Raw genomic sequence first — 26,941 nt, 5'->3', positions numbered from 1 at the left:
GGGGTTGCGGGTGGGGGCGGGGGAACCACCACGAAAACACAGGAAAGAAGGGGTGGGGGGCCCCCCCCCCCCCCCGCTTCCACACCCATCAGTCAGTCCCGCAGGAAACGCGCGGGCACGTCTGCCACCCGGCCCCGGTCCCACGGAAGTGCCCATCCGGCCAGGTCCAGAACCCAGTCAACGAGGTGCCCGGTAAGGCCCCAGATGAACTGGTCTCCCACCACGAACGACGGGCCCATGAACCCGCTGGGGTGGCGTCCCATCACGCGTGTCTCCGGGGCCGCCAGTTCTGAAACCCGGTAGTGGTGCACCTCAGCCACCTCGCGTGGGTCCACGACGCTGAGCTCGTCCCCACCCGGCCACGCGCCCACCACGGTGGTGACGTCGTAGCGCGATGCAGGCACCCACAGTGCCGGCAATTGTCCTAACACAGTGACCTGCGTCGGGTCGAGCCCGATCTCCTCGCGCGCCTCCCTGAGCGCGGTGTCCGCACGGTCGACGTCCGTGTCGTCGACGGCGCCCCCCGGAAGCGCGATCTGCCCGGCGTGCCTGCGCATGGTGGTGGCCCGGGTGATGAAGGTCAGCGACGGGTCGCCGTCGTCCGTGAACAGGGCCAGCACGGCTGCTGAGCGTTCGCCGCGGGGCGTGCGGTCGATCCCGATGTGGCGGGCGGCCTGGGGTTGCGCGAGCGCGCCGCGGAGACGGCCGAAGACGCGCTCGTCGCTCATGACGCCCCCAGGTACCGGGCGGCCATGTCCTTCAACTGCTCGGTGGATTCGATCGGCCCGGCGTGGACCCCGGCGATCCTCCCGTCGGCGTCGATGAAGTAGGTCGACGGGATGCCGGGAATCTTGAGAGGCACCTGCAGCGTCTTGTCCTGGTCCGTCACGTGGGGGTAGAACCAGCCGACGAGGCCGGCGAACTCGATGGCCCAATCGGGGAGGGGGTCGTTGTAGTCGACTCCGAGGAAGGCGACGCCGTCGAGTTCGGCAAGGCCCTCACGAAGGAAGGGCGCCTCCTCGCGGCAGGGGCCGCACCACTGGGCCCACACGTTGATGATGGTGGGCGTGCGCTCCAGGCCGGCCAGGTTGACCGTCTTGTCGCTGCCCAGGCAGGTCAGTTGGGTGTGGGGGAGCCCGCCGTCGATCTGCTCGGCGTCCGGATCCGTGTCCGGGCAGTCAGGCAGCCCGTACTCGACACGCAGCGCCGCGAGATCCGGCGGCGGCGTGGCGGGCGCGGTGGGGGTGGTGCTCTGGCCGGGCGTGCACGCGGCGAGCAACAGAGCCGCGTTGAGCGCGGCGATGGCAGACCTGATCCTCATCGTGCTGCGAGATTACCCCACGACGCCGCGGCCTCAGCCCGACGCCACCGGCGGTGCGCCGTCAGTTCCTGGGCTCCCGGATGAGCTGGGCGGCCTTGGCGGGATCCTGTTCGCCGATGTCGCGGCTGGGGCACCATTCGGCAACGGGGCAGGCCCCGCAGGCCGGGCGCCGGGCATGGCAACACCGTCGGCCGTGCCAGATCACGCGGTGACAGAGCATCACCCATTCCTCCGGAGGGAACAGGGCCCCGACGGAGCGCTCCACATCGTCCGGCTTGGTGCTGTCCACCCAGCCGAAGCGGTTGGCCAGGCGGATGAGGTGGGTGTCGGGGGTGACACCGGGCACGCCGAACGCGTTGCCCAGCACCACATTGGCGGTCTTGCGCCCCACTCCCGGCAGCGAGACGAGTTCGTCGAGTGTGCCCGGCACCTCGCCGTCGAATTCATCGACGATGCGCCGGCTCAGCCCGATGATGGCGGTGGTCTTGTTCCGGTAGAACCCGACAGGTCCGATGATGACCTCAACCTCTTCCCTGTCCGCCTCCGCGAGCGCCGTGGCGTCGGGGAAGCGTCGGAAGAGGTCTGCGGTCACCGCGTTGACCCGGCGGTCCGTCGACTGCGCCGACAACACCGTGGCGACGAGCAGCTCGAACGGGGTGCGGAAATCCAGCTCGCACCGAGCGTCGGGGTAGGCCTCGGCGAGCGTCTCGTTGATGATCGCCGGCTGGTCCACCTCAGACCTCGACGACGAGTTCGACCTCCACGGCCGAATCCAACGGGAGCACCGCCACGCCCACCGCGCTGCGCACGTGGACGCCGGACTCGCCGAAGATGTCACCGAGCAGGTTCGAGGCGCCGTTGGCGACGGCGGGCTGCGCCGTGAAGCCGGGCTCGCTGGCCACGAAGACCACCACCTTCAGCACGCGGCGGATGTTGTCGACACCACCGGCGATGTCGGCGGCGGCCGCCACGGCGTTGAGCGCCGCGGTGCGGGCTGCCGCAGCGGCGTCGCCGGGCGACACCGGGCCCCCCACTTTCCCGACGGCGACGAGTTCACCGTCGACGAACGGCAGTTGGCCGGAGGTCCAGATCTGGTTGCCCACCCGGGTGGCCGGTACGTAGGCAGCGACGGGAGCGGCTACCGGGGGCAGTTCGATGCCGAGTTCAGCCAAGCGCTCGGAGGCGGGCATCAGGCGTCCTGGATGGGCCGCTTGAAGTAACCGACGAGCGTGTCCGGGTTGGGGCCGGGGGCGAGCTGAATCAGTTCCCAGCCATCCGAGCCGAAGTTGTTGAGCAGCTGCTGAGCGACATGCGACAGGACGGGCGCGACGAAGTATTCCCACTTGATCATGGGAGACAAGGTACTACGGCCGGCCGAACGACTTCTCGAGGTCTGCGTCGCGGAACTGGGGGAGGTCGTCGGAGCGGATCACGATGTCGGTGTCCTTCGTGCGGGAGGCGACGGCGTCGACCACCGCGTCGAGCGTCATACGGGCCTCGGAGATGGTGGCCTCCGGCATCTTGACGTCCCGGAACTTGCCGCGGCCCAGCGTGAACAGCACGGCGGCCACGAGCAGCGAGAACAGGACGCTGACCAGAAAACCCAGCGTGATTGCGGGGAACGGCCCCATGGAGGTGAGTGCGTTGAGAAGCAGACCGACGCCCAGTGCGATCAGGATGACGAGCATCCAGATGGCGTGCAGGGCGAAGACGGCGGCACCGGCGAAGAACCCGGCGCCCACGCCTGCGGCTTTGGCGGCGGGCTTGATCTCGGCCGAGGCGAGCTCGGACGTCTTCGAGACGAACTCGGAGAGCGAGTCCTTGATGTCGACCAACGGGTGGCGGGGCTCAGCGGGCATTGGATGCTCCTTTCGCAGCTAACAGCCTAGTACCGCATAGATCACAGTGGGATGGCCAAGCCGCTATCCGGTAATTCGACGGGGCCGGTCAGTTCCTCGTGGCTGACCCAGGCGCGCCAGCACAGCAGTTGGTAGGGCAGCCGCAGGTTCTCGCCGGGGCGTACCGCTCCGTCGAACAGGTCGATGACCTGGCCGATGAGGGTGTCGAGCTGGCTCTGGTCGAGGTTGCCGGCCAGCGGCTGCCTGCGCACCATGGCGATGAGGTCTTCGCGGCTGACGGCCTGCCAGATCCGGAACGCGCGGCGCTCCACCTCCGGGAAGTACTTGGAGCGGCCCAGCACGTCGAGGCTCTGGTGGCCGTAGTCGCCCTTCATGGCCATGGGGTCATAGCGGCGCAACAGCGCGGCGAGCCGCCGCACCCAGGGCACCGAGTCGTCGCGCACCAGGTAGGAGGCGCTGACGCATCCGCCGCTGCGCAGCACACGGGCGAGTTGGGGGAGGGCCTGGTCGAGGTTGTAGCGGTGCAGGCTCTGGTGCGCGAAGACCACTTCGAACTGCAGCGGATCCGTGGGCACCGCCTCCGGCCGCGCCAGCAGCGGCGTGACCCGCGTGAGCTCGGCGAGCCGCGCGTGGACGGCGGGGTTGTCGGTCAGCGCGAACAGGGTGTGCCCGGCGGCCGAGAGCCGGCGCGTGAGGTGCGTGTCACCGGCCAGGACCAGCCCGCGCACGTCCTGCCACACGGAGAGCCAGGTGAGGGCCTCGTCGGGCAGGGTGATGCTCATGCCGTCCTTCCGCGTAGCTGATGTGGTGGGGCCAGCCTAGCTGGCTGATTGTGCGTCACGACGGAGGACGCCGCGCCGGGGAAGGTTATCCACAACGGGGCACATCCGTCGAAAATCGGGCTGCCCGTTGACCACAGTGGTGGGCATGGACCCCTACGTTCTGCTCTGCTCCCGGGACCCGGCCGTCATCGAGGCGGTGGAGGTCTCCGCGGCCGCTTTCGAGGTGCCGTTGCGTGTGGCCCACCATCCTGATGAGGTGCGGGTGGCCTGGCCGGAGGCGGCGCTGCGGCTGGTCTCCACGGAGGTCGCCACGCGTTGGACGGGCGTCGCGCCCGGGCAGGCCTACCTCGTCGGTGCCTCGCCGCCGGAGTTGGCGCGGTGTTCCGCCTCCCTCGCATTGCCGGTGCTGCCACTGCCTGACCACGGCGGTCACCTGGCGGAGGCCATCTCGACGGCGGTGCGCGCGGACGCGGTGCGGGCCACGGTCGTGGCGCTGGTGGGCGCCTCCGGCGGCCTGGGCGTGAGCACGCTGGCGGCCTCGTTGGCGCTGGTGGCGGCGGCACAGCGGATGCGCGCGGCGTGCGTGGACCTGGCGCAGGCGGGCGGAGGGCTGGACCTCCTCGTCGGAGCGGAGACCGTCGACGGCGTGCGGTGGCCTGACCTGAGTCATGCGCGGGGCGAATTGGGGGATCTCATGGGCGGGTTGCCCATGGCCGAGGGGGCGGCGTTCCTGGCGCAGGGGCGGGAGTCGTCCTCCGCGCCACCGGCGGCAGCGGTGGCGGCCGCCGTCGGCTCGCTGGCCCGCTCCGCAGACCTCGTGGTCATCGATGCCGGCCGTGAGGCGCCGCCGGTGGAGCCGGACCGGACGCTGCTCGTCGTCGGCGCGGACGTGAGGTCCGTCGCCTCCGCGCGGATGCTGGTCGAGGGCCGGTCCGTGCAGCCCGGTGCGGTGGTGGTCCGGCGTGGGCCCGGCCGGTCCATCCCCGCAGAGGTCGTCTCGCGCGCGCTGGGCCTGCCCTGCCTGGCGGCCATCACCCACGAGAAGGCGGTGATCCGGTTGGCGGAGCTGGGGCTGTCGCCTGTCAGCGCGGCTGCGCGCCGGTACCGCAGGCAGGTCGCGGCGCTGCTGGCGGAGGTGCGCGGTGGCTGAGGTCCAACTCGATGTGCTCCAGAGCCGCCTGGCCGGGCTGGGCCGCACCCACACCCCGGTGGACGTGGCGGCGGCGCTGCGCGGGATGGGCGTCATCGTGACCGACGCGGTGGTGCACGACGTGCTCGCCCAGCTGCGGCGCAACAGCGTCGGGGCCGGCCCGCTCGACGACCTGCTGGCCGAGCCGGGGGTCTCTGACGTCGTGGTGAACGGGCCCCGTGAGGTGTTCGTGGACCGCGGCCGGGGGTTGGAACGCGCGGAGGTGCGTTTCGTGGATGACGAGCAGGTGCGCAGGCTCGCCATCCGGCTGGCGGCCGCCGCCGGGCGACGCCTGGATGACTCGTCGCCCTTTGTCGACGGGCGTCTGCCGGGCGGGGTGCGGCTGCATGCGGTGCTCGCGCCGGTGGCGGCGCCGGGCACCTGCCTGTCGCTGCGGGTGCCGGCCCGCCGGAGCTTCTCGGTGGCAGACCTCGTGGCGGACGGCTCGTTGCCGCCGGAGGGTGAGCGCCTGCTGCGGGCCGTGGTGGCTGCACGGTTGCCCTTCCTGATCTCCGGCGGCACCGGCACGGGAAAAACCACGCTGCTCTCGGCCCTCCTGGCCTTGGTGCCCGGCCATGAGCGTCTGGTGGTGGTGGAGGATGCGCGGGAACTGGTGCCGGACCATCCGCACTGTGTGCGCCTCGAGGGCCGGCCGGCGAACGCTGAGGGGACAGGCGCCATCACGCTCACCACTCTGGTGCGGCAGGCGCTGCGGATGCGCCCGGACCGCGTCGTGCTGGGAGAGGTGCGTGGTGCCGAACTGACTGACCTGCTGACCGCGCTGAACACCGGGCATGAAGGGGGTTGCGGCACGGTGCACGCCAATTCGGTGCAGGACGTGCCCGCCCGCCTGGAAGCCCTCGCGGCCCTGGGCGGGCTGGGCCGCGAGGCGTGCCATGCCCAGGTGGCCGCTGCCCTCCAACTGGTGGTCCATCTCCGGCGGAGCCGGTCAGGCGCCCGGGCGGTGGACCAGATAGGGCTGTTCCGGCGGGGCTCCGACGGCCTGGTCGAGATCGCGCCGGCGGCGTCCTTCGTCGGGGGACGGGTGCGCTACGAGGGGGAGGCCGGCGCCGAACTGACCAGGCTGGTGGGGTGGTGACCGGCGCTGCGCTGGTGGCCGCCCTCTCCGCGGCGGTGCTGGTCGGGCCCGCGCCCGGGCTGCGGCGCCTGGCGCCGCGCCGCCGACGGCTGCCCACCCGGGTGTCGCCGTGGGTGGTGCTCGGGCTGCTCGCAGCGGTCGGGGCAGCCGGTGCGCTGGGTCTCCGGGCGGTCGGCTGGATGGCGGTGGGGGCCATCGCGTTCGGCACTGCCGGCTGGTTGGTGGTGAGCGCGCGCCGTCGACGCAGCGCGTCCAGGCGGGCGGGCGAGTGCGCCGCGGCGGCCCGGGTGCTGAGTTCCCTGCTGCGGTCCGGTCAGATTCCCACCGTGGCGCTCGCCGAGGCGGCGCGTGACTCGCCCGTCCTCGCCCCCGCGGCTGCGGCCGCCGCCTTGGGTTCGGATGTGGGGGCGGAGCTCGAACGGGTCGCCTCCGTCCCCGGTCAGGGCGGGATGCGGTCCGTCGCGTCGGCGTGGCGGGTGAGCGAGAGGAGTGGGGCCCCGGTGGCGGACGTGCTGTCGTCGGTGTCAGAGAACCTGCGGCGCCAGCGGCAACTGCAGGCCGTGATCGACGCCGAACTGGCGGCCGCGCGAGCGAGTGGCCACATCATGGCGGCGCTGCCCTTCCTGGCTGTCGGCCTCGGCTTCGCAGCCGGTGCAGACCCGCTGCGCTTCCTGTTCGGCGGTGTCATCGGCCAGGTGTTGGTGCTCGCCGCGGTGACACTGACCGCCGCCGGGGTGCTGTGGATCGACAAGCTCGCGCAGGGAAGGAGTGCGGTCAGGTGAACCAGTTGCTGACGGCGGCCCTGGCCGCGTTCCTGGCCGTGGTGGTGGCGATGCCCGCGCCGGCTGCGGCGCTGGAGCGGCTCCGGGCACGGCCCGAACGGAGGGTCCCGGCGTGGCTGGAGGGCAGGGAGGGGGCCCTGCCGCTGCGGCAACGGGCGCTCCTGGGCGTGGCCGTCGGCGCACTCCTGATGCTGGTCCTCGACGGGGTGCCCGGAGTGGCGGGAGGGTTGGTCGTCGGTCTCGGGTCGGTGGTGTTGCTGGGGTACCGTGCGCCACGGCCGGACACGGGTGAGTTGGCGGCGGAGCTACCGGACGCCCTGGGTTTCCTCAGCGTCTGCCTGGAAGCGGGCCAGCCCATGTCCGCCGCAGTGGAGGCGGTGGCAGCCGTGTCGCCGCCCGCCACGCAGAAGCTGTTGCGGGAGGTGGCGGCGCAGATGGCGCTCGGCAGGGCTGGGCCTGAGGCGTGGGCCCGGCTGCGGCAGCACCCGGTCTGGGGGCAGCCGGCGGCGGACATCGCCCGGGCCGAGCGGTCCGGCGCGTCGCTCGCCGGCGTGCTCAGGGTGCACGCCGAGGATGCCCGGCAGGACTTCCGGGATCGGTCGCTGAAGGCCGCCCGGACGGTGGGCGTGAGGTCGGTCGTTCCACTGATGGCGTGCTTCCTGCCCGCGTTCATCCTGGTCGGGGTGGTGCCCATCGTCGCCGGGCTGATCCAGAATTTCTTCTCGGGTTGAATCGACACGGCGGTCGATTCAGAAATTGTGGGTGGTGGCTGGCACAGTTGAGGAGTGACGTTTTCCTGGGTGCTGGGCCGCGACGAGGTGACCGCTGTTTCACAGCGCGAAGCCGCCGCCGGCGTGCCCACCGCGTGGCCCAGTTGGCTGCCGGCCAAGGCCGCAGAACAGATCTCCGCAGCGGGCATCGCCGCGCCCTGGCGGCACCAGGTGGAATTCGCAGACGCCCTGTTCCACGGCGAGCACAGCATCGTGTGCACGCCCACCGGCTCCGGCAAATCGCTCGGCTACCTCATGCCCATCATCACCGGCGCCGTACATGGGGAGGTGGGCGTCACCGTGGATTCGATGCGCGCCCGGCTCACCGGCCCCAGGCACACGGCGCTGTACATCTCGCCCACCAAGGCGTTGGCGCACGACCAGGCCCGGGCGGCGGCGGCACTCGGGCCGAAGACGTGGCGCATCACCCCGCTCGACGGTGACTCGGACGAGGCAGAGCGGCGCTTCGCCAGAGACCATGCCAGCTTCATCCTGACCAACCCGGACATGCTGCACTTCTCCATGCTGCCCAACCACCAGCGGTGGTCGAGGTTCCTGGGGTCGCTGCGCTACATCGTCGTCGACGAGGCCCATCGTTACCAGGGCATCTTCGGGGCGCACGTGGCGCAGGTGCTGCGCAGGTTGCGGCGGATCGCGGCCCAGTACGGGGCAGACCCCGTCGTCGCGCTGTCGTCGGCCACGGCGCCCAACGCCCGGGAGTTCGCGGAGACCCTCATCGGGGCCGGCCCGGTGAAGGTGGTCGACGAGGACGCATCACCGTCGGGCCGCCGCACGGTGGCGCTGTGGCGGCCGGAGAAGTCGCTGCGCGACGACACAGCCCGCCTGCTGGCGGGGCTGACGGACGAGGGCAGGCAGGTGATCGCGTTCGTCCCGTCCAGACAGGGTGCCGAACTGGTCTCCCTGGCTGCGCAGGAGGTGGCGCGCGAGCCCACCAGGGTCGCCTCGTACCGCGGCGGCTACCTGGCCTACGACCGGCGCGAGCTCGAGGCGGCGCTGCACAGCGGCGAGCTTCGGGGGTTGGCCTCCACCAACGCGCTGGAGCTCGGCGTCGACGTGGCGGGCATGGACGCGGTGCTGGTCTCCGGCTATCCGGGCAAGCTCGCGTCGTTCTGGCAGCAGGCCGGCCGCGCGGGGCGCCGCGGCCAGGACGCGCTCGTGGTGTTGCTGGCACGGGAGAACCCGCTGGACGTCTACCTCCTCGAGCATCCGGAACTGATCTTCGACGCCCCCGTCGAGCGGGCGGTGCTGCACCCCGAGAACCCGCGGGTGCTCGGGCCCCACCTCGCCGCAGCCGCCCAGGAACTGCCGCTGTCAGCAGACGACGAGCGCTGGTTCGGCCCCACCACCTCCGCATTGGCGGACGCGCTGGCGCAGCAGGGGGTGTTGCGCAACCGCGCCGGCCGCTGCTTTTGGACGAGGCCGGACCGGGCCGTGGACTTCATCGACCTGCGCGCCATCGGGGAGCGCCCCGTCGACATCATCGAGCGCGACACCGGCCGGGTGGTCGGCGTGGTCGACATGGCGGCCGCGGACCGCACCGTCCATCCCGGCGCGGTGTACCTCCACCAGGGCGAGACGTTCCTCGTCGACGAACTGGACCGTGAGGAGCACCAGGCGTTCGTCGTCCAGGGCAGGCCGAGGTACTACACACAGCCGCAGTCGTCGTTCGACATCGAGATCCTCCGCGAGGTGGACCGCAAGCGGTTGGGTGTCACGGAGGTCTGCCGGGGTGACGTGCGGCTGGATTCCCAGGTGATGGCCTACCTCCGTCGCGACGAGGTGACCCATGAGGTGTGGGATACCACCGCCCTGGAGATGCCGCTGCACCGGATGACCACGCAGGCGGTGTGGTGGACCGTGCCGGCGCACCTCGCTGGCCGCCTGGGCTGGGCCGAACTCCAGATGGGCGCAGCCGCCCACGCCATGGAGCACACCGCCATCGGGCTCCTGCCGGCGTTCGCGCCGTGCGACCGGTGGGACATCGGCGGCGTCAGCACCGCCCTGCACCCGGACACCGGCCTCTGCACGATCTTCGTGCACGACGGAATGACGGGCGGCTCCGGCTTCGCGTACCGGGGCTACGAGGTCATCGAGGAGTGGCTGGCAGCCACCTTCGAGCGCCTCACCCGGTGCGGCTGCGCCGAGGGCTGCCCTGCCTGCGTGGTGTCGCCCAAGTGTGGCAACGCCAACCAGGTGCTGAACAAGCCGGATGCGGCCGAGCTGCTCGGGCTGCTGCTCGACGCGGAGTCTAGGGCGATCACCCGTTGTCCACAGCCCGCGGTGTTGTCCGCCTGATCCATCCACACACGCGGGTTCACGCGGTGATTCAGGGTGCCCTTTTCCGATCAATGGGGGTGAGACCGGCCGAAAGGCGGCCGACCTCGGGAAAGGAACCTCCATGTCCAACCTCGTGCTCCACCCCCAGCGCACGGCGCAGCTGCGCCGCCTCACCGAGCGGGGCCTGACCACCGTCGAGTACGCCATCGGCCTGCTCGCCGCCGCCACCGTCGCCATCCTCTTGGTCCGGGTCTTCTCCGACAACGCGTTCTTCCAGGTGCTCTTCGACTGGGTCACTGGCGTCTTCGGCAAGGTCCTGCAGGGCGACTTCAACATCTCCGATCTGCTCAAGGTCGGAGGGTGATCCGAGGAGGGAGGACCCGGCGGGGTGAACAGGGGATGGTCGCCGTCGAGCTCTGCGTCGGGTTGCTGCTCGCCGTGGTCCTCACCGTCGGCCTGGTCGGGGCCTCCCTCCTCGGAGTGGCCCAGGCAACGGCCGCCGAGGCCAGCGCCCAGCTGGCCCGGCAGGCCGCCCGGGGTGACGACGAAGCCTTCGCCGAAGCCAGGGCGCGGGTGCCGAAAGGCGCACGCATAGAGGTAGCCAGGGAGCACCTCGGGGTCCAGGCCAGCGTGACGTTGTCGGTGCCCGTTCTGAAGCTGGGCGTCGTCGACGTCTCCGCCCGGGCCTGGGCCGCCTACGAACCGGGGATCGGGCCGTGAGCCGCCATGACGAGCGCGGTTCGGCAGGGGTGCTACTGACGATGGGGATGAGCCTGGCCCTCCTGGCGTCGTTCACCGTGGCTGGGGTCCTGATCGCGTGGTTCTCGGCGGCCCGGCACGCCGAACAGGCGGCCGAGCTCGCCGCCCTCGCAGCGGTGTCCGCGTCGGTCCAGGGCGCTGACCCCTGCTCCGCGGCGGGCGAGGCCGCGGTCCGCAACGGGGTCTCGGTCGCGGAGTGCGCCGTGCGGGGCGGCGGCCGGCACGTCGTCGTCGAGATCGCGGTCCGTGCCCCCTTGGAGCCGGCCCTGCCCGGAGCGCCGCGGACCTTCCTGCGCAGTGCCACGGCCGGAACGTGACAGCTTTCAGCACCGCCTCCGGGGTGCCAATAGGCTGACGGTATGACTTATGTTGCAGCGGAAGACCGTTATGACTCCATGCCGTACCGGCGGCTCGGCACCTCCGGCCTGAAACTGCCCGCGATCTCGCTGGGCCTGTGGCACAACTTCGGAGACGACAAGCCGCTCCAGACCCAGCGCGACATCCTGCGGCGCGCCTTCGACCGCGGCGTGACTCACTTCGACCTCGCGAACAACTACGGCCCGCCCTACGGCTCCTCGGAGACGAACTTCGGTCGCCACTTCGCCGAGGACTTCAAGCCGTACCGCAGCGAACTGGTCATCTCCTCCAAGGCCGGCTGGGACATGTGGCCCGGCCCCTACGGCTTCGGCGGCTCGCGCAAGTACCTCGTCGCGTCCTGCGACGACTCGCTGGCGCGCATGGGTCTCGATTACGTCGACATCTTCTACCACCACCGCCCTGACCCGGACACCCCCGTCGAGGAGACCATGCAGGCCCTGGACTTCATCGTCCGCTCAGGCCGCGCCCTGTATGCGGGCATCTCCTCCTACTCGGCGGAGCTGACGGCCAAGGCCCAGCAGATCGCGCGCGAGCTCGGCACGCCGCTGGTCATCCACCAGCCGTCGTACTCCATCCTCAACCGCTGGGTTGAGGACGGCGAGCCCAGCCTCCTGCAGTCCGCTGCCGCCAACGGCATGGGTGTCATCGCCTTCTCGCCGCTGGCGCAGGGGATGCTCACCGACCGCTACCTCGACGGCATCCCGGCTGATTCCCGCGCCGCCGCCGGGAAGTCGCTCGACGAGGGGCTGCTGAACGAGAAGAACCTCGAACACCTCCGCGCGCTGAACGCGATCGCCGAGGGCCGCGGCCAGTCGTTGGCCCAGATGGCCATCGCCTGGGTGCTCCGCGACCAGGGCGAAGCGTCCGTCACCTCCGCGTTGCTGGGCGCCTCGTCGGTGCGCCAGCTCGACGCGAATCTCGACGCCCTCACCAACCTGGCCTTCACCGAGGACGAGCTCTCGGCGATCGACGGGCACTCCGGAGTGGGAGGCATCAACCTCTGGCAGGGAGCCACAGACTCCGTCTGACGGAACAAGGCAGTGCGAGTCTCCGCACAGTGCAGAAGCGCCCGCGGCAGGGATCCGTCCCAGTCGCGGGCGCTCCAGTTCAGGCCTACGGCACCTGCGGGATGTCCACCGGCTGGTTGAACTCGGAGTACTCCGTGATGACCGTCGCCTCCATGATCGTCATTTCCTGCTTCACCAGGCGCAGTTGGTCATCGAGCCACCAGGTGGTGGGGATCCCTTCCGCCCCGGGCGCCGCAGAGGGCGCCAGGGCCCCCAGATCCAGCACCACGGTGAACTTCCGCTCCGCCTTGTCCACGAGTTCGATGGATTCGACGAGGCCACGGAGAGTCTCGGCATCGAGGGTGGGCTTGGTCCCCTCAGCCGAGTCGGGGATCTGCTGTTCCTGCCAGGCCCCGCCGTCGGTCCGGGTATAGGCGGTGGTGCCCTCGGTGACGGACTCCACCTTCTTCCCGGCGGCCTCCAGCACCGTGTAGGTGCGGGGATTGGCCGGGTCCGTGCTGTCGACGTAGGTGACGGTCTCGGAACCGGGGACCGACGTCGAGGCGGTCATCTTCATCGTCGTGATCGACTCCTGCACCGGGCGGTACAGGTCGAGGAAGTCCTCCGTGTCCACGGGGCCCTCGTCCCAGGGGAACTCGCCGGAGGACCCCTCGGGGGTCGACTCCTCCTCGCTGGGTTCGGCGGTGGCCGATTCCTCCTCCGTCGGCGTCGCCTCGGCGGAGGTCTCCGTGGCAGGGCTCGCCGAACCGCCCGCTCCGGTCTCTTCGGCCGTTGCGGGTGAGCTGGCCGGGGCCTGCGTCTGGGGGGTCTCCGCGGTTCCGCTGCAGGCGCTGACCCCCAATGCGGCCGCCGCCAGGGCGGCGATCAATACGTTCTTCTTCAGTGCCATGCGCCCATGGTCGCAACCGGGAGGGTCAGGTCGACAGGCCTCGTCGATGGCGATTCAGCCGACGCCGCCCTGCCTAAGATGTCGCCATGGCCATCGACACCGCCGCGCTCCGCGACCAGCTCACCGCCGCCCGCTACACCTCTGATGCGGTGGTCGACCGGATCGGGGAGGACGGCCAGGCAGGGCTGGGGCGCAACTGCACCGTGCCGGCCGACGTGGCGCTCGGCGACGCCGCAGACCCGCAGGCCGCGCTGATCAGGCTCTTCATCCTTCAACAGGCGGTGCCGCGTGAGGTGGTGGCCGCCGCGGTCGGCGTGGACGCCCTGCTGGAGGAGGGTTTCGTGCGGATGGACGGGGATTCGGTCCGCGCCGTCGTGGACATCCGCCCCTACGGCTCGCCGGATGACGGAGCGTCCGGATGGGTGGTGGCCGACCCGACCCCGGGCCTGGACCACGGGATGTCGCCCATCCGCCCTGACTACGTGCTGGGAGTGTCGCCCGCGTCCACCACGCTCGCGCAGCTGACCATGCGCACGCCTGTGGACACGGCGTTGGACCTCGGCACCGGCTGTGGGGTGCAGTCGCTGCATCTCAGCCGGCACGCCGGCCGGGTGGTCGCCACGGACGTCAACGAGCGCGCCCTCGAACTGGCGAGGGTGACCGCAGGGCTGGGCGGTGTCGAGGTGGACTACCGCAACGGATCCCTCTACAAGCCGGTGGCGGGGGAGCGGTTCGACCTCATCGTGTCGAACCCGCCGTTCGTCATGAGCCCGCCCACCGACGAGGCCGACACCCTCACCTACCGGGAGGCGAACTTCGAGGGCGACTCCCTCGTCGAGACCCTCATCCGCGGTGCCGCGGACCACCTCACCCCCGGGGGGTCGCTGCAACTGCTGACCAACTGGGCCGTGACGGACCAGCCGTGGGAGGAGCGGCTCGGCGCCTGGATCCCGGACGCCTGTGACGCCTGGATCATCGAGCGGGAGCGCCTGGACGTGTTCTCCTACATCGAGATGTGGCTCACCGACGCCGGGCTGGCGGGTACGGACCGGTGGAGGGAGGCCTACGACGAGTGGCTGGCCTACTTCGAGCGCCTGGGCGTGCGCAGCATCGGGATGGGATGGGTGCTCGTCACCAGGGCGGAGCGGGCCGAGCCCCACTGCCGTTTTGAGAGCTGGCCGCACGCTGTCGCCCAGCCGGTGGGAGACGTCTTCGCCCGGCATCTTGCCGCCGTGGATGCGTTCCAGCTACCGACCGCGGAGCTGTTGGCCGCCCGGCCCCGGCTCGTCGACGTCGAGCAGGAGACCATCGGCCGGCCCGGCGCGGAGGATCCGGAGCACGTGGTGTTCCGCCAGCGGGTGGGGCTCCTGCGTGCCATCAAAGCCGACACCGCCCTGGCCGCCGCCCTCGGCGCGCTCGACGGCGAGTTGACCGTTGGCCAGGTGGTGGCCGCCGTCGCGCAGGTCCTCGACCTCGACGCTGCGGAGCTGGCCGCCGCGCTTCTTCCAGAGATCCGTCAGGCCCTCCTCGACCAGATGCTGATCCTCGCCGGCGACGGTTCCCACGCGATATAGGTTGCATCGCTGACTAGGTAGATATACGATCTAGCCATGGTACCTGCAACTCCCTGGCCGTCGAGTTGGCTCAAGGGCTTCCTCGAAGTGGCCGTTCTTGCGATCATCGCCGAGGGCGAGACCTATGGCTACGAGATCACCAGCCGCCTGAACGACGCCGGCTTCGGCACCGTCAAGGGCGGCACCCTCTATCCCATCCTCGGCCGCCTCGAAGAGGCCGGGTTCGTCGACACCGACTGGCGCGCCGGTGATTCCGGCCCCGGCCGCAAGTACTACCGGCTCACCGCCGACGGCGCGGCGGACCTCCGCAACCGCGCGGACACCTGGCGTGCCTTCTCCCACAACCTCTCCGCCCTCCTGAAGGAGCACTCATGAACGCCACCGGCTACATCGACGACCTCACTCTCGAGCTGCGCCTCCTCGACGTGCCCGGCGACCGGATCGGGGAGATCCTGGCCGAAGTGGAGTCCCACGTCGCCGAGACGGGGGAGGATCCCGTCGAGGCTTTCGGCCCCGTCAAGGCGTATGCGGCCGAACGGGCGAGCGCCACCGGGGTCGCCGTCGCGGATCAATCCGCTCCCTTCCTGATGCGCCTCTTCCGGGGACAGGTCCTGTTCGCCCTCGCCTGTTTCGGCTACACCGCAGTGGCCGGCTGGTTCCTCGTCAGCGGCGTCCTGGCGCTCTTCTCCGACGGGACGGAGGGGCCGTTCGGCATGCCGGTCTGGGCGTCGCTGACGCTGGGCGTGGTCCTGCTGGCGGCCTGGGGTGGCTGGTTCCTGCGACTCTCCAAGGAGAACCGCATCATCGACCCGCGCACCGGTACCGAAGTGCAGTGGGACGCCAAGGGCCGACGTCGCCGCGGCTAGGGGTTCGAGTGCCCGAAGCGGGCAAGCTTGACAGCTCAGGCTATTGTTCCTCACGAGTTTCCCCGTTGTTAAAGGACAGATCTGCATGTCAAGCAAGCGTCTCGTGATTGTCGAGTCGCCGACCAAGGCGACCAAGATCGCCGGTTACCTCGGCGGCGACTACATCGTGGAGTCGAGCCGTGGTCACGTGCGCGATCTCCCCACGAAGGCCGCCGAGGTGCCCGCCAAGTACAAGGGCGAGGCCTGGGCGCGCACCGGCGTCAACGTCGACGACGACTTCCACGCCATCTACGTCGTCTCGCCGGACAAGAAGGCGACCATCCGGGACCTGAAGGCCAAGCTGAAGGACGTCGACGAACTCTTCCTGGCAACGGATGGTGATCGCGAGGGCGAGGCCATCGCGTGGCACCTCATGGAGGAGCTCAAGCCCAAGGTGCCGGTCAAGCGGATGGTGTTCCACGAGATCACCAAGTCCGCCATCGAGGAGGCCGTCCGCAACCCCCGTGAGATCGATGTCGACCTCGTGGACGCGCAGGAGACCCGCCGCATCCTCGACCGCCTGTACGGCTACGAGGTGTCGCCGGTGCTGTGGAAGAAGGTCATGCCGAAGCTGTCGGCCGGCCGCGTCCAGTCGGTCGCCACCCGCCTCATCGTCAACCGCGAACGCGAGCGCATCGCGTTCGTCCCCGCGTCCTACTGGGACCTGGACCTCACGCTCGACGGCGGCCCGGACACGGACCCCCGCAACTTCCCCGCCCGCCTCGTGGAGGTGGGTGGCGCGAAGGTGGCGCAGGGCCGCGACTTCAACGCCGACGGCGAGCTCACCGCCGGCAACGCGCTGGTGCTCGACGAGGCCTCGGCCAAGGCGCTGGCTGGGGCGCTGGCCGACGGTGACCTCCGCGTCGCCTCCGTCGAGGCCAAGCCCTACACCCGCCGCCCCTACGAGCCCTTCCGCACCACCACGCTGCAGCAGGAGGCCGGCCGCAAGTTGGGCTTCTCGTCGCAGCGCGCGATGTCGGTGGCGCAGGAACTCTACGAAAAGGGCTTCATCACCTACATGCGAACCGACTCGGTGTCGCTCTCGGGTGAGGCCATCACCGCCGCCCGCAAGGCGGTGCGCGCGCTGTTCGGCGAGCGGTTCCTCCCCGACAAGCCCCGCGTCTACGCCTCGAAGGTCAAGAACGCGCAGGAGGCGCACGAGGCGATCCGTCCCGCCGGTGATTCTTTCCGCCACCCGGACGACACCGGTCTCTCGGGCGACGCCTACCGCCTCTACCAGTTGGTCTGGCGGCGCACCCTGGCCTCGCAGATGGCCGACGCCCGCGGCGAGTCCGTCTCGATCAGGATCGACGCCACCATCGGCGCCACCACGGTCGCCGACGCCGAGGCCACCTCGGCCGGCATCGTCGCCTCGGGCCGCACCATCACCTTCCCCGGCTTCCTCAAGGCCTACGTGCAGGGCGTCGACGATGAGTCGACCTCCGACGACGCGCAGTCGCGCCTCCCGGTGCTCACCGAGGGGCAGGAGCTGGCCGTCGCCAAGGCCGAGCCCGCGGGCCACGAGACCCGCCCCCCGTCGCGCTACACCGAGCCGTCGCTGGTGGCCAAGCTGGAGGAACTGGAGATCGGCCGCCCGTCGACCTACGCCTCCATCATCCGCACCATCACCGCGCGTGACTACGTCTTCAAGAAGGGCTCGGCCCTGGTGCCCACCTGGTTGGCGTTCGCCGTCACCCGGCTGCTCGAGGAGCACTTCACCGAACTGGTGGACTATGCCTTCACCGCCGAGTTGGAGGACCAGCTCGACGAGATCGCCTCCGGCAAGGCGCAGCGACTCCAGGTGCTCACGGATTTCTACCGCGGCGCCGAAGGCGACACCCATCACGGCCTCGAATCCCTCGTGAGCGAGCTCGGCGACATCGACGCCCGCGCCCTGTCCACCTTCCCGCTGAAGGATTCCGGCATCGACGTGCGCGTCGGCCGCTACGGCACCTACGTGGAGGCCTCTGACGGTCGCCGCGCCAACGTGCCGGAGGAGCTGGCGCCGGACGAGCTCACCGTCGCCGTCGCCGAGGAGCTGCTCACCCAGCCACTCGACGAGGAGCGTGAGCTCGGCGTCGACGAGGCGTCCGGCCTCATGATCGTGGCGAAGAACGGCCGCTTCGGCCCGTACGTCACCGAGGTGCTGCCCGAGGACGCACCGAAGTCCAAGAAGCCGCGCACCGGCTCGCTGTTCAAGTCGATGTCGCTGGACTCGCTCGACCTGCCCACCGCCCTCAAGCTCCTCAGCCTGCCCCGCACCGTCGGGAAGGACGAGGAGGGCAACGAGATCACCGCCCAGAACGGACGCTACGGCCCGTACCTGAAGCGCGGCACGGATTCGCGGTCGCTGACCACCGAGGACCAGATCTTCGAGATCACGCTCGAGGAGGCGCTGGCCATCTATGCCCAGCCGAAGACGCGCGGACGCGCCGCCGCGGCCGCCCCGCTGGCGGAGTTCGGCGCAGACCCGGTCTCCGGCAAGCCTGTGGTGCTGAAGTCCGGCCGGTTCGGGCCCTACGTCACCGACGGCGAGACCAACGCCACCCTGCGCCGTGACGACGCGCCCGAGGCCATCACCCCGGAACGCGCCTTCGAACTGATCGCTGAGAAGCGGGCCAAGGGCCCGTCGACCCGTCCTGCGCGCAAGACGACCACGCGCAAGACGACCACCCGCAAGGCAGCCCCCAAGAAGTAGTTAGGCTGACAGCCATGGCGAAGAAGGGCACGCCCAAGGGCGCGATCCGGTTCGAGGTCCCGTTCACCTCGGAACCACCACAATTCACCTCCACCGCGGTCGGTTTGGAGCGCCTCGTGCGCAGGCCCTCGGCGAGTTTCGTGATGGACAGCACCATCATCGACGCGCCGGACGGTCGCCTGTTGAGGGCCGGCGTCGTCGTCGCCCACCGCGTGGTGGCCGGTGCCGGCCAGTGGTACCTCGCCGCCCCCGCGTGGGAACCGCACCTGCCCAGCGAGCAGGCGGAGCCCGTGTCCGGCAGCGGCGACCTCCCGGAGCGGTTCGCCCGCCTCGTGAAGCCGTTCGTGCGCGGCGCGACGCTCGGACCCATCGCGGCCATGACGTGCGAGCGCGACGAGTGGTTCCTCCGCGACGCGGACAACGCGACCGCCGCCATCGTCCGCGACGACAAGGTCCAGGTGCGCCGCGACGGTGTGCTCAGCGCCGAATACCGCGAGGTCACGTTCACGCCCAGCGAGGCCCTGACCGGTCAGCAGCGCGAGTTCCTGCTCAGCGCCGCCCAGGCCGGGGGGTCCACGCTGGTGACGGACTTCCCCCACCTCCAGCAGCGGCTGGGCGCCCCCGCCACCGGCCTCACCGGGTTCCCCAAGCCCCGCGAGCTGTGGCGCGACGCGTCCCTCGAGGAGTTCGTCGCCGCGATCTTCGCCGGGCACCTGGGCCACATCGTGCGGGCAGACCTCGACAGACGCACCGGTGACCCCGACGAGGTGGGCGCGCTGAACCACCGGTTGTGGGAGTTCGGACGTGACCTCCGGGGCCTCGCGACCGTGCTCGAACCCGCTTGGCGGGAGAGCGTCGAGAGCGTGCTCACCGGCCTGCCCTTCGCCTCGGCCATGGACATCGAGCAGCCCACGTTGCACGCGATCGACGCGCTGGTCACCGGGGCCCGCGCGCCCAGGCTGGGCGACCTGTCGCATCAGCCGGCCGCGAAACTGCTGTTCGAGCGTACCGAGCAGGCCACGTTCATCCTGGCCGACCGTTGCCGCAGCCTCACGCCAGCGTCGCCCGACGAGGCCTGGCAGGCGGCGCTGCGGGCGGCCGAGCAGCTGGAGGTGGCCGCCAACGTGCTGGCCCCGATGATGCCCAAGATGATGGGCAAGATGCTGCGGACGCTCGACGAGGTGCTCGACGAACTGCGGAGGGCGTCCAAGGGCCTCCGCAGCGGCACCCCCGAACTCGACGGGCTGTCGCCGTCTCAGGCCTACCAGTTGGGCCTCGACTACGAGCGGACCCGGGGCGGGGCGGCGCTGCGTCGACGCGACTTCATCCAGCGCTGGCCCGAGCGGGTGGCCGAGGCGCGGAAGCTGCTGGCGAAGGCCAAGAAGAAGCAGGCGAAGCAGTTGAAGAAGCCCACCTCATGAGCGGACTGTTCATCGTGTTCGAGGGCGGCGACCGGGTGGGCAAGTCCACGCAGGTTCGGCGCCTGCAGTCGTGGTTGATGACCCGGGGCCTGCCGCACATCGTGACGCGCGAACCGGGGGGCACCGAACTCGGCGCCACCCTGCGCCGACTGGTGCTGGACCCCGCATCCGGCGACGTCGACCACCGCGCTGAGGCGCTGATGTACGCGGCCGACAAGGCCCAGCACGTGCACGAGGTGATCCGCCCGGCGCTGGAGCGCGGCGAGGTGGTGGTCTGCGACCGCTACGTGGACTCGATGATCGCGTACCAGGGTGCGGGCCGGGACCTCGCGCTGGGCGAGGTCGCCGATATCGCCTGGTGGGCCGTCGGCGGTCTACGGCCGGACCTCACGATCCTCCTCGACGCCAATCCCGACGACGCGGTGTCGATCAAGCAGGACAAGGACCGCCTCGAGAGCGCGGGCCTGGAGTTCCACCGCCGGGTGCGCCGGCACTTCCTCGCACTGGCCGCCGAGCGGCCCGAGGAGTACTTCGTGATGAAGGCGCTGGAGGGCAGGGATCTCATGGCAGCCAAGATCGCCGGCCGGATCGAATCCCTCCTCGCCGGCTGAGACCTTCCTGGCCGTGAATGCGGCTGGTAGCGAGATATTCCGCGTTCCGCGTGCAGCGAAACCAGGGGATTCGATGTTAACAAGCGCCGATGTAGCTGCTTGACTCTCCGCATGTTCGACTCCGCCGCCGAGAGCACACTGACGTCTCCCACGCCTGTCGTCCTGATGCGCATCAACAGCGCCATGTGTCTGGGCTAGCCGCTCCCGCACGCCCACACCACCCCAGACACAACAAAGGCACCTCATGCTCAACTTCGTCCTGCTCGCCCTCGTCGGCCTGGCCGCCCAACTCGTCGACGGCTCCCTCGGTATGGCCTACGGGGTCACGTCGACCACGCTCCTGCTGGCCATCGGCACCAACCCGGCCATGGCCTCGGCCACCGTCCACCTCGCCGAGATCGGCACCACCCTCGCCTCGGGCATCTCGCACCACCGCTTCGGCAACGTCGACTGGCAGGTGGTGCTGCGCATCGGCGTCCCAGGCGCCATCGGCGCGTTCGCGGGCGCGACGTTCCTCTCCCGGCTCTCGACGGAGGCCGCGGCGCCGCTGATGGCCATCATCCTGCTGGTGCTCGGCGCCTACGTCCTGGTGCGCTTCACGTTCTTCGGGATCTCCACCCGCAAGCTCGGTCAGCGGCTGCCGACGAAGTTCCTCGCGCCGCTCGGCCTGTTCGCCGGGTTCGTCGACGCGACCGGCGGCGGCGGGTGGGGTCCCGTTGGTACCCCGGCGCTGCTGGCGTCGGGGCACATGGAGCCGCGCAAGGTGATCGGCACCATCGACGCCTCGGAATTCCTGATCGCGATTGCCGCCTCGGTCGGATTCTTCCTTGGCCTGGGCGGCGGCGCGATCGTGCCGTGGATGGCGGGGGCGCTGCTTCTCGGGGGGCTGATCGCCGCGCCGATCGCCGCCTGGCTCGTCCGGCACCTGCCGCCACGCGTGCTGGGCGCGGCGGCCGGCGCGACCATCGTGCTGGTCAACGCCCGCTCGCTCGTCCGCAGCTTCGGTGTGCCGGAGGGCCTACAGTTGCCGGCCTACCTCCTGGTGTTCGCGTTGGGCGCGGCCGCCGTCGGCTGGTCGTTGCGGGCGCACCTGCGGGCCCGGCGCGTCGAGCAGTCCCGCGTGGCCGATGAGGTTGCCGAGGGTGATGCTGTCGCCGCCTGATGGCAGGATGAGCCACATGGGTGATGTGTTCTCTGAGCTGATCGGGCAGGAGCGGGCGGTGGCCACGCTGCGCCGCGCCGTCGAGGGGCACCGGCACGCCATGACGCACGCCTGGCTGTTCGTCGGTCCTCCCGGGTCCGGTCGGTCCAACGCGGCGAAGGCCTTCGCCGCCGCCCTGCAGTGCCCGCAGGGTGGCTGCGGTGAGTGTCAGGAGTGCCGCACCACGCTCTCGGGCGCCCACCCGGATGTCACGCTGTTGCGCACGGAGCAGTTGTCCATCGGTGTCGACGAGGTGCGGGCGCTCGTGGGCCGCGCCAACATGGCTCCGGTCAAGCAGCGCCACCAGATCGTCGTGGTGGAGGACGCAGACAGGGTCACCGAGCGCGGCGCGGATGCGTTGCTCAAGGGCCTGGAGGAACCGGCTCCCCGCACGGTGTTCCTGTTGTGCGCGCCCAACCCGGACGACGTGATCGTGACCATCCGCTCCCGCTGCCGCACCATCAAGCTGGCCACCCCCAGCGACGAGGCGGTCACCCGGCTCCTGGTGGAGCGCGACGGCATCTCGCCGGCGCTCGCCGCCCACGCCGCCCGCGCGGCCCAGGGCCACGTCGGCCGGGCGCGCATGCTGGCGCGCTCAGAGACCGCCCGCATCCGTCGTCATGAGATCCTCACGCTGCCCGGCAAGCTCACCTCCGTCTCGGCCTGCCTGACCGCCGCGGAGAACCTCGTGGCCGCCGCGAAGGAGGAGGCTGAGCAGACCACCACGGAACTCGACGCCAAGGAGATGGCGGCGCTGCAGGAGGCCCTCGGCATCGGGGGGCGGGGGAGCGCCAAGCCGCGCAACGCCCAAGCCGCCATCCGGGAGTTGGAAGACCAGCAGAAGATGCGGGGCAAGCGGCTGCAACGCGACTCGTTCGACAGGGTGTTGACGGAACTGACCGGCTACTACCGCGACGTGCTGGTGGCCCAGACCGCGCCGGGGGTGCCGCTGGTCAACGCGGACCTGGCAGACGAGATCGAGCCCGTCGCCCGCCGCTCCACGCCCGAACAGACGGTGCATGCCTTGGACGCCATCCTGCAGGCGCGCACCGCGCTGGAGGGCAACGTCGCCCCGCTGCTCGCGCTGGAGTCGCTCCTGATCAGCTTGTCGCTCGCGCGCCGGAGTTGAGCCGGACGGGCGTGTCACCCCGGGCAGGGGCTCCAGTCGGTGCCAAGATGAAAACCAAGACTGCCCAGGGATAGGAACAGCCGATGTCCAACAATGATTGGGTCCAGGAAGGCACGCCGCGCGACCGTGCGGAGTGGACGGAAGAGGCCGACGACTACGGTGTGCCCGTCGAGCCCACCGAGTGGGACGACTACTCGTCGGAGCAGGCCATGCCTGCGCCCAATCCTCCCGCGCAGCCGGACACACCGGAGCAGCCGGTCCTCCCGGAGACCCCGCAGGACGAGGTGACCGGCGAGTCGATCGCGGAGCGCTCCAGCCTGCCCACCGCCCCGGATCCGGACGACGCGGTCGCCGGCGAGGACCAGCCTGTGTCCACCGTCGAACTGGGGGAGACGCCCGAGGAGATCACCGGCGCCGCCGCCGAGGACGACGACGTGCCGGGCACCGCCACGGTGTTCGAGGACGACCGCCCGGTCGACACCGCCGACGAAGACCTCACGCGTGAGGTGTCGGAGGGGATCGACGATGAGCGCCCCGGCGACTCCGGCGCCACCCTCGTCGACGACAACGAACTGCCCGAGGCGGACGCCCGCCCCGGGGACCCGGACGACGAGTACCTGGACGACGAGCGCCCCGGCGACTCGGGCGCCACCAGCGTCGACGACGACGAGCCCACCACCGTCCGCAGCCCTGAGGAGTCGAGCTTCGGCCGCCCCTTGGGCGACGCTGACGCCACGACGTCGCTGGCCGCTGTCGCGGCCGCCACGGGCGGCGCCGCGGGTGCGAGCGCCGGTGGCCTCGCCGCGCCCGGGATGGCGGGCCTGTACCGCACGGACGGCGACGAGACCCAGGTGCTCGACACGACGGCGGAGCGCCGCAGCCTCGCGGACGAGGCCGCTGAGGAAGAGGCCCGCGCCGCAGCACTGCGTGCCGAGAAGGAGGAGCGCGACCGCCGCCTCGGCATGGTGCAGACCTCCCAGGCGAACGCGGAGCGGGAAATGCGTCCCCGCCGCAGGGGCGTCGGCGGCTTCGGCAGCTTCGGCCTGTTCGTGCTGCGCCTCATCACGGCCGGCATCCTCGGCATCCTGGCGTACCAGGTCCTGTACAGCATCGACGACACCGCTGAGTTCCTCGCCGGCCAGCCCCTGATCCCCGAGCCCCGCCTGGTGGCTTGGATCGTGGGGTTCACCCTCGCGGCGATGGCCGTGATGCTCGTGATCGGGCTGGGTGTGCGGGTCGTGGGCGTCCTCCTGACGGTGCTCGCCGTCGCCACCCTCGTACTGGTCCGGTGGGGCAGCTTCAGCCCGTTCGTGGAGGGCATGGAAGGGTTCCTCGGCGACAAGGACCTCCTGCTCGCGGGCGTCGGCGTGCTGTTCCTGTCGCTCGGCGGCGGCCGGTTCGGCATCGACGGCGCCATCCACCGCAGCCGTGAGGACGCACGTGAGGCGCGCCGGAGCTGACGCCCTGACCGCCTGACACTGTAAGCGTCCCCGCGAGGTTCTCCTCGCGGGGACGCCTCTGTGCTGGCGGATTGAGCCGTTGGTTAGGCTATGCGCATGACACGGGTGATGGCGGTGGCGTTCGAGCGCCACGGCCAACTGCATTACCTGGACCCAGGAGAGCACGACTACACGGTCGGCGACTGGGTCCGCTACCCCACTGCCGACGGTGTGGAGGTGGCCCAGTGCGTGTGGGCACCCGAACACGTGGAGTTCGCCGACGGTGACCTCCCGCGCTGCGCAGGCCCGGCGTCGAAGGCGGACATGGAGCGCGACGAGCGCAACCGTCTGCTCCGCGCCAACGCGAACACGGTGGCCCGTGAGTTGATCGCCAAGCGGCAGCTGCCGATGAAGGTGGTCGGCATCGACTTCCTCGACCGTTCGGCCGAGTATGACCGCGTCGTCGCGATCTACTACACCGCCCCGCACCGGGTGGATTTCCGCCAGTTGCTCGGCGACCTCGCCAGGGCGCTGGACGCCCGGATCGATCTGCGGCAGATCGGCTCGCGGGACGCCGCCAGGGTGCTGGGCGGCATCGGTCAGTGCGGCCGCGACCTGTGCTGCGCCACCTTCCTGGAGGACTTCGAGCCGGTTTCGATGCGGCTGGCGAAGGTGCAGGGGCTGCCGGCGAACCCGCTGCAGATCTCCGGGGCGTGCGGGCGTCTGTTGTGCTGTCTGAAGTATGAGCACCCGCTGTACGTGGACTTCCTGCGGAAGGCCCCGTCGATCGGCGATGAGGTGACAACGGACGACGGGGGAGGCGGCGTCGTGGTGGGGCACGACGTGCCGTCCAACGCCGTGACGGTGCGCCAGCCCACGGGCGAGGTCGTGCGCTGTCCGCTGGAGTCGGTATGTTCGACGGCGCGGGCGCGTAGGGAACGCGTGGCGGGAAAGGTTGTTGATGAGTAGGTCGGTCAAGGTCACCCAGATGATCCTGGCGATGATCGCGCTGGCCCTCGTCGGTGCCCTGTTCCTCGGCGGCATGGTCGGCGGACGCAGCCGCGACACGCCCGCCACGCCCACCAGGCCGGGCACGGTGACGCCGTCGCCGGTGCCGTCCGGTTCCCGGATGCCGGGAGTTCCGGAGAAGGCCATCTCCGAGCAGCCCACGATGCCCCCGGTGGACAACGCGAACGCGGATCGGCAACTCGACTACCAGGCCGAGGGCCAGCCCAGCGTCGACTTCCTGGACGGGCTGGGCGGCTACGGCGAGTACGCCACCCAGACGGTCGAGTGGGAGGAATGCGGCCAGGGCGGCCGCGCCCAGTGCGCCACCGTGCTGGCGCCCCTCGACTGGGAGGACCCCGAAGGCGATGCGATCGAACTCGCGATGACGCGGGTGCCCGGCGGTGACTCCTCGCGCGGCCCGCTGTTCGTCAACCCGGGCGGGCCCGGGTTCGGCGGCCAGGACATGGCGGTGGGACTGGCCGGCCGCTGGCAGAACTACGACACCTACGGCTGGGATCCGCGCGGCACCGGCGGGTCGACGCACGTGGTGTGCGGCACGTTCAAGGAGACCGAGCAGATGGTGCTGCTCGACGGCAGCCCTGATGACACCGCGGAGGACAAGGCGCTGCGTCAGGGCTCCATCGACTTCGCGCAGCAGTGCCGCGACGGTTCCGGGAAGTTGCTCGACCACCTCACCACCATCGACGTGGTGCGCGACCTCGACCTGCTCCGCCACCTCTCCGGCGCGCCCAAGCTGAACTACCTGGGCGTGTCCTACGGCACCTACGTGGGCGCCATGTACGCCCAGTTGTTCCCGGACACCACCGGCCGGCTGGTCCTCGACGCCGCCGTCGAGATCTCGGATCGTGAACCGACACCCCAGGTGGCCGGGTTCGAACTCGCCCTGAACAACTTCATCGACTGGTGCGCCGGCTCAGACCTCTGTGATCTGGGCGACGACGCCGGAGCCATCCGCGCCGACATCGAGAGCATGTTGACCCGCCTGGACCAGAGGCCCCTGGAGGTCAACGGGAGGCAGTTGACGCAGACGCTGGCGGCGCTGGGCATCGCGGTGCTGCTGTACGAGGACGACCAGGCCTACCGCTCTCTGGCGCAGTACCTCGGTGAGGCCATCGCCGGCGACGGCGAGTCGCTGCTCATGCTCGCAGACCTGTACAACGGCCGCGCGCCGGACAGCTACGGGACCCCGCTGTACGCCTTCCCCGCGATGGGCTGCGTCGACGGGGTGGATGAGGGCGCCGCCGCAGTGCTCCCCGCGTGGAAGGAGACCTTCTCCGCCGCGCCGGTGATGGCGCCCAACATGGGCACGTCGTACGCCTGTGAGTTCTGGACGGCGGGCTCTGCTCCGCAACTGGAGATCACCGCCCCGGGCGCGCCCCCCATCCTCGTGGTCGGCACGACGGGTGACTCGGCCACGCCGTACGAGCAGGCCGTGTCCATGGCCGAGCAACTGGAATCGGGCGCGCTGCTCACGCTCGAGGGAGCCGGTCACGGTGCGGTCACGGGCGACAACACCTGCATCCGCGACGCGGTCAACGAGTTCCTGTACGACGGGGTGGTCCCGGACGAGGGGAAGCGCTGCTCGTAGCCGGTTGGCACAAGGTGCCCGTGGTTCTGTATAGTTCCGTCTTGCTGCCGCCCTAGCTCAGTCGGTAGAGCGACGCTCTCGTAAAGCGTAGGTCACGGGTTCGATTCCCGTGGGCGGCTCCAACCAGGCCCCCGGTCCCCGACCGGGGGTCTGAGCCTTTGTGGCGTGACGCGTCGGGGGTGAGTGAGGTCC

The 26,941-nt window shown here is 70.6% G+C and carries 28 protein-coding genes and 1 tRNA gene; 21 read left to right on the top strand and 8 right to left on the bottom strand.

Features of this window, described 5'->3' with window-relative positions; translation table 11 throughout:
• Positions 1-92: 92 nt before the first annotated feature.
• The 7 genes from ACZK4S_RS02685 to ACZK4S_RS02655 form a co-directional block, all read right to left on the bottom strand.
• A complete protein-coding gene (locus ACZK4S_RS02685) occupies positions 93-728 on the bottom strand; it encodes an NUDIX hydrolase (protein WP_463643270.1) in 636 nt (211 codons plus the stop codon).
• Entirely contained in the window at positions 725-1,321 is a 597-nt protein-coding gene (locus ACZK4S_RS02680; RefSeq protein WP_463643269.1) for a TlpA family protein disulfide reductase, read from the bottom strand. Before ACZK4S_RS02680 ends, ACZK4S_RS02685 begins: the two co-directional genes overlap by 4 nt.
• 61 nt (positions 1,322-1,382) lie before the next feature.
• On the bottom strand, positions 1,383-2,054 hold the full coding sequence (nth, locus tag ACZK4S_RS02675) for an endonuclease III (protein WP_076062987.1): 672 nt from the start codon (positions 2,052-2,054) through the stop codon (positions 1,383-1,385).
• A gap of 1 nt (position 2,055) precedes the next feature.
• Positions 2,056-2,511: a RidA family protein gene (locus ACZK4S_RS02670; RefSeq protein ID WP_463643268.1), complete on the bottom strand. Its 456-nt coding sequence runs from the start codon at positions 2,509-2,511 to the stop codon at positions 2,056-2,058.
• Positions 2,511-2,672 (bottom strand): Sp36 family protein, encoded by a 162-nt coding sequence (sp36, locus tag ACZK4S_RS02665; RefSeq protein ID WP_198928302.1) that lies wholly within the window; start codon positions 2,670-2,672, stop codon positions 2,511-2,513. The genes ACZK4S_RS02670 and sp36 overlap by 1 nt, the downstream gene beginning before the upstream one ends.
• Before the next feature lie 13 nt (positions 2,673-2,685).
• Positions 2,686-3,180, bottom strand: a complete 495-nt coding sequence (locus tag ACZK4S_RS02660) for a phage holin family protein (protein ID WP_463643267.1) — start codon at positions 3,178-3,180, stop codon at positions 2,686-2,688.
• Between the two features lie 41 nt (positions 3,181-3,221).
• Positions 3,222-3,962: a class I SAM-dependent methyltransferase gene (locus tag ACZK4S_RS02655; protein ID WP_076062996.1), complete on the bottom strand. Its 741-nt coding sequence runs from the start codon at positions 3,960-3,962 to the stop codon at positions 3,222-3,224.
• Between the two features lie 145 nt (positions 3,963-4,107).
• On the opposite strand from ACZK4S_RS02655, the gene ssd reads away from it, so the two are divergent.
• From ssd to mgrA, 9 genes are all read left to right on the top strand, one after another.
• Entirely contained in the window at positions 4,108-5,112 is a 1,005-nt protein-coding gene (ssd, locus tag ACZK4S_RS02650) for a septum site-determining protein Ssd (protein ID WP_076062998.1), read from the top strand.
• A complete protein-coding gene (locus ACZK4S_RS02645) occupies positions 5,105-6,250 on the top strand; it encodes a TadA family conjugal transfer-associated ATPase (protein WP_076063000.1) in 1,146 nt (381 codons plus the stop codon). Before ssd ends, ACZK4S_RS02645 begins: the two co-directional genes overlap by 8 nt.
• Positions 6,244-7,032 (top strand): type II secretion system F family protein, encoded by a 789-nt coding sequence (locus tag ACZK4S_RS02640; protein ID WP_076063002.1) that lies wholly within the window; start codon positions 6,244-6,246, stop codon positions 7,030-7,032. Before ACZK4S_RS02645 ends, ACZK4S_RS02640 begins: the two co-directional genes overlap by 7 nt.
• A complete protein-coding gene (locus tag ACZK4S_RS02635) occupies positions 7,029-7,763 on the top strand; it encodes a type II secretion system F family protein (protein WP_463643266.1) in 735 nt (244 codons plus the stop codon). The genes ACZK4S_RS02640 and ACZK4S_RS02635 overlap by 4 nt, the downstream gene beginning before the upstream one ends.
• A 54-nt stretch (positions 7,764-7,817) precedes the next feature.
• Entirely contained in the window at positions 7,818-10,118 is a 2,301-nt protein-coding gene (gene sftH / locus ACZK4S_RS02630; protein WP_076063006.1) for a DNA 3'-5' helicase SftH, read from the top strand.
• A 103-nt stretch (positions 10,119-10,221) separates the two neighbouring features.
• The gene (locus ACZK4S_RS02625) at positions 10,222-10,464 is read left to right on the top strand and encodes a DUF4244 domain-containing protein (protein ID WP_076063008.1); all 243 of its coding nucleotides are present in this window, start codon (positions 10,222-10,224) and stop codon (positions 10,462-10,464) included.
• A 35-nt stretch (positions 10,465-10,499) separates the two neighbouring features.
• A complete protein-coding gene (locus ACZK4S_RS02620) occupies positions 10,500-10,820 on the top strand; it encodes a TadE family type IV pilus minor pilin (RefSeq protein WP_076063010.1) in 321 nt (106 codons plus the stop codon).
• On the top strand, positions 10,817-11,176 hold the full coding sequence (locus ACZK4S_RS02615; RefSeq protein WP_463643265.1) for an Rv3654c family TadE-like protein: 360 nt from the start codon (positions 10,817-10,819) through the stop codon (positions 11,174-11,176). The genes ACZK4S_RS02620 and ACZK4S_RS02615 overlap by 4 nt, the downstream gene beginning before the upstream one ends.
• 42 nt (positions 11,177-11,218) lie before the next feature.
• Entirely contained in the window at positions 11,219-12,265 is a 1,047-nt protein-coding gene (mgrA, locus tag ACZK4S_RS02610; protein ID WP_463643264.1) for an L-glyceraldehyde 3-phosphate reductase, read from the top strand.
• Positions 12,266-12,350: 85 nt separating this feature from the next.
• Here mgrA and ACZK4S_RS02605 read toward each other — a convergent pair whose 3' ends face one another.
• A complete protein-coding gene (locus ACZK4S_RS02605) occupies positions 12,351-13,154 on the bottom strand; it encodes a hypothetical protein (RefSeq protein ID WP_463643263.1) in 804 nt (267 codons plus the stop codon).
• An 86-nt stretch (positions 13,155-13,240) separates the two neighbouring features.
• On the opposite strand from ACZK4S_RS02605, the gene ACZK4S_RS02600 reads away from it, so the two are divergent.
• From ACZK4S_RS02600 to ACZK4S_RS02545, 12 genes are all read left to right on the top strand, one after another.
• Positions 13,241-14,728 (top strand): DUF7059 domain-containing protein, encoded by a 1,488-nt coding sequence (locus tag ACZK4S_RS02600; protein ID WP_463643262.1) that lies wholly within the window; start codon positions 13,241-13,243, stop codon positions 14,726-14,728.
• Between the two features lie 36 nt (positions 14,729-14,764).
• A complete protein-coding gene (locus ACZK4S_RS02595) occupies positions 14,765-15,103 on the top strand; it encodes a PadR family transcriptional regulator (RefSeq protein WP_076063020.1) in 339 nt (112 codons plus the stop codon).
• Complete coding sequence (locus tag ACZK4S_RS02590; protein ID WP_463643261.1) at positions 15,100-15,594, top strand: HAAS signaling domain-containing protein; 495 nt, start codon at positions 15,100-15,102, stop codon at positions 15,592-15,594. Before ACZK4S_RS02595 ends, ACZK4S_RS02590 begins: the two co-directional genes overlap by 4 nt.
• 85 nt (positions 15,595-15,679) lie before the next feature.
• The gene (topA, locus tag ACZK4S_RS02585; RefSeq protein ID WP_463643260.1) at positions 15,680-18,331 is read left to right on the top strand and encodes a type I DNA topoisomerase; all 2,652 of its coding nucleotides are present in this window, start codon (positions 15,680-15,682) and stop codon (positions 18,329-18,331) included.
• Positions 18,332-18,345: 14 nt separating this feature from the next.
• A complete protein-coding gene (locus tag ACZK4S_RS02580; RefSeq protein ID WP_463643259.1) occupies positions 18,346-19,752 on the top strand; it encodes a hypothetical protein in 1,407 nt (468 codons plus the stop codon).
• A complete protein-coding gene (gene tmk, locus ACZK4S_RS02575) occupies positions 19,749-20,363 on the top strand; it encodes a dTMP kinase (RefSeq protein ID WP_076063028.1) in 615 nt (204 codons plus the stop codon). Before ACZK4S_RS02580 ends, tmk begins: the two co-directional genes overlap by 4 nt.
• Positions 20,364-20,607: 244 nt before the next feature.
• Complete coding sequence (locus ACZK4S_RS02570) at positions 20,608-21,525, top strand: sulfite exporter TauE/SafE family protein (protein WP_076063031.1); 918 nt, start codon at positions 20,608-20,610, stop codon at positions 21,523-21,525.
• A gap of 16 nt (positions 21,526-21,541) precedes the next feature.
• The gene (locus tag ACZK4S_RS02565; RefSeq protein WP_076063033.1) at positions 21,542-22,693 is read left to right on the top strand and encodes a DNA polymerase III subunit delta'; all 1,152 of its coding nucleotides are present in this window, start codon (positions 21,542-21,544) and stop codon (positions 22,691-22,693) included.
• A gap of 83 nt (positions 22,694-22,776) precedes the next feature.
• Positions 22,777-24,153 (top strand): DoxX family protein, encoded by a 1,377-nt coding sequence (locus tag ACZK4S_RS02560; RefSeq protein ID WP_463643258.1) that lies wholly within the window; start codon positions 22,777-22,779, stop codon positions 24,151-24,153.
• A gap of 96 nt (positions 24,154-24,249) precedes the next feature.
• Positions 24,250-25,101 carry a PSP1 domain-containing protein gene (locus ACZK4S_RS02555; RefSeq protein WP_076063038.1) on the top strand — a complete coding sequence of 284 codons (852 nt, stop codon included), beginning with the start codon at positions 24,250-24,252 and terminating at the stop codon, positions 25,099-25,101.
• The gene (locus ACZK4S_RS02550; protein ID WP_463643257.1) at positions 25,094-26,749 is read left to right on the top strand and encodes an alpha/beta hydrolase; all 1,656 of its coding nucleotides are present in this window, start codon (positions 25,094-25,096) and stop codon (positions 26,747-26,749) included. The genes ACZK4S_RS02555 and ACZK4S_RS02550 overlap by 8 nt, the downstream gene beginning before the upstream one ends.
• A 46-nt stretch (positions 26,750-26,795) precedes the next feature.
• A tRNA-Thr gene (locus ACZK4S_RS02545) sits at positions 26,796-26,871 on the top strand.
• Positions 26,872-26,941: the final 70 nt, after the last annotated feature.

The sequence above is a fragment of the Tessaracoccus zhenghani genome (assembly GCF_055326325.1).
This window is presented reverse-complemented; position numbering and strand designations above follow the sequence as displayed.

What these genes read in the sequence shown, in the direction of transcription:
- ACZK4S_RS02685 (WP_463643270.1), bottom strand. Translation starts at nt 728, where the DNA reads ATGAGCGACGAGCGCGTCTTCGGCCGTCTCCGCGGCGCGCTCGCGCAA.
- ACZK4S_RS02680 (WP_463643269.1), bottom strand. Translation starts at nt 1,321, where the DNA reads ATGAGGATCAGGTCTGCCATCGCCGCGCTCAACGCGGCTCTGTTGCTC.
- ACZK4S_RS02670 (WP_463643268.1), bottom strand. Translation starts at nt 2,511, where the DNA reads ATGCCCGCCTCCGAGCGCTTGGCTGAACTCGGCATCGAACTGCCCCCG.
- sp36 (WP_198928302.1), bottom strand. Translation starts at nt 2,672, where the DNA reads ATGATCAAGTGGGAATACTTCGTCGCGCCCGTCCTGTCGCATGTCGCT.
- ACZK4S_RS02660 (WP_463643267.1), bottom strand. Translation starts at nt 3,180, where the DNA reads ATGCCCGCTGAGCCCCGCCACCCGTTGGTCGACATCAAGGACTCGCTC.
- ACZK4S_RS02655 (WP_076062996.1), bottom strand. Translation starts at nt 3,962, where the DNA reads ATGAGCATCACCCTGCCCGACGAGGCCCTCACCTGGCTCTCCGTGTGG.
- ssd (WP_076062998.1), top strand. Translation starts at nt 4,108, where the DNA reads ATGGACCCCTACGTTCTGCTCTGCTCCCGGGACCCGGCCGTCATCGAG.
- ACZK4S_RS02625 (WP_076063008.1), top strand. Translation starts at nt 10,222, where the DNA reads ATGTCCAACCTCGTGCTCCACCCCCAGCGCACGGCGCAGCTGCGCCGC.
- ACZK4S_RS02620 (WP_076063010.1), top strand. Translation starts at nt 10,500, where the DNA reads ATGGTCGCCGTCGAGCTCTGCGTCGGGTTGCTGCTCGCCGTGGTCCTC.
- mgrA (WP_463643264.1), top strand. Translation starts at nt 11,219, where the DNA reads ATGACTTATGTTGCAGCGGAAGACCGTTATGACTCCATGCCGTACCGG.
- ACZK4S_RS02605 (WP_463643263.1), bottom strand. Translation starts at nt 13,154, where the DNA reads ATGGCACTGAAGAAGAACGTATTGATCGCCGCCCTGGCGGCGGCCGCA.
- ACZK4S_RS02600 (WP_463643262.1), top strand. Translation starts at nt 13,241, where the DNA reads ATGGCCATCGACACCGCCGCGCTCCGCGACCAGCTCACCGCCGCCCGC.
- ACZK4S_RS02595 (WP_076063020.1), top strand. Translation starts at nt 14,765, where the DNA reads ATGGTACCTGCAACTCCCTGGCCGTCGAGTTGGCTCAAGGGCTTCCTC.
- ACZK4S_RS02590 (WP_463643261.1), top strand. Translation starts at nt 15,100, where the DNA reads ATGAACGCCACCGGCTACATCGACGACCTCACTCTCGAGCTGCGCCTC.
- topA (WP_463643260.1), top strand. Translation starts at nt 15,680, where the DNA reads ATGTCAAGCAAGCGTCTCGTGATTGTCGAGTCGCCGACCAAGGCGACC.
- ACZK4S_RS02580 (WP_463643259.1), top strand. Translation starts at nt 18,346, where the DNA reads ATGGCGAAGAAGGGCACGCCCAAGGGCGCGATCCGGTTCGAGGTCCCG.
- tmk (WP_076063028.1), top strand. Translation starts at nt 19,749, where the DNA reads ATGAGCGGACTGTTCATCGTGTTCGAGGGCGGCGACCGGGTGGGCAAG.
- ACZK4S_RS02570 (WP_076063031.1), top strand. Translation starts at nt 20,608, where the DNA reads ATGCTCAACTTCGTCCTGCTCGCCCTCGTCGGCCTGGCCGCCCAACTC.
- ACZK4S_RS02565 (WP_076063033.1), top strand. Translation starts at nt 21,542, where the DNA reads ATGGGTGATGTGTTCTCTGAGCTGATCGGGCAGGAGCGGGCGGTGGCC.
- ACZK4S_RS02560 (WP_463643258.1), top strand. Translation starts at nt 22,777, where the DNA reads ATGTCCAACAATGATTGGGTCCAGGAAGGCACGCCGCGCGACCGTGCG.
- ACZK4S_RS02555 (WP_076063038.1), top strand. Translation starts at nt 24,250, where the DNA reads ATGACACGGGTGATGGCGGTGGCGTTCGAGCGCCACGGCCAACTGCAT.
- ACZK4S_RS02550 (WP_463643257.1), top strand. Translation starts at nt 25,094, where the DNA reads ATGAGTAGGTCGGTCAAGGTCACCCAGATGATCCTGGCGATGATCGCG.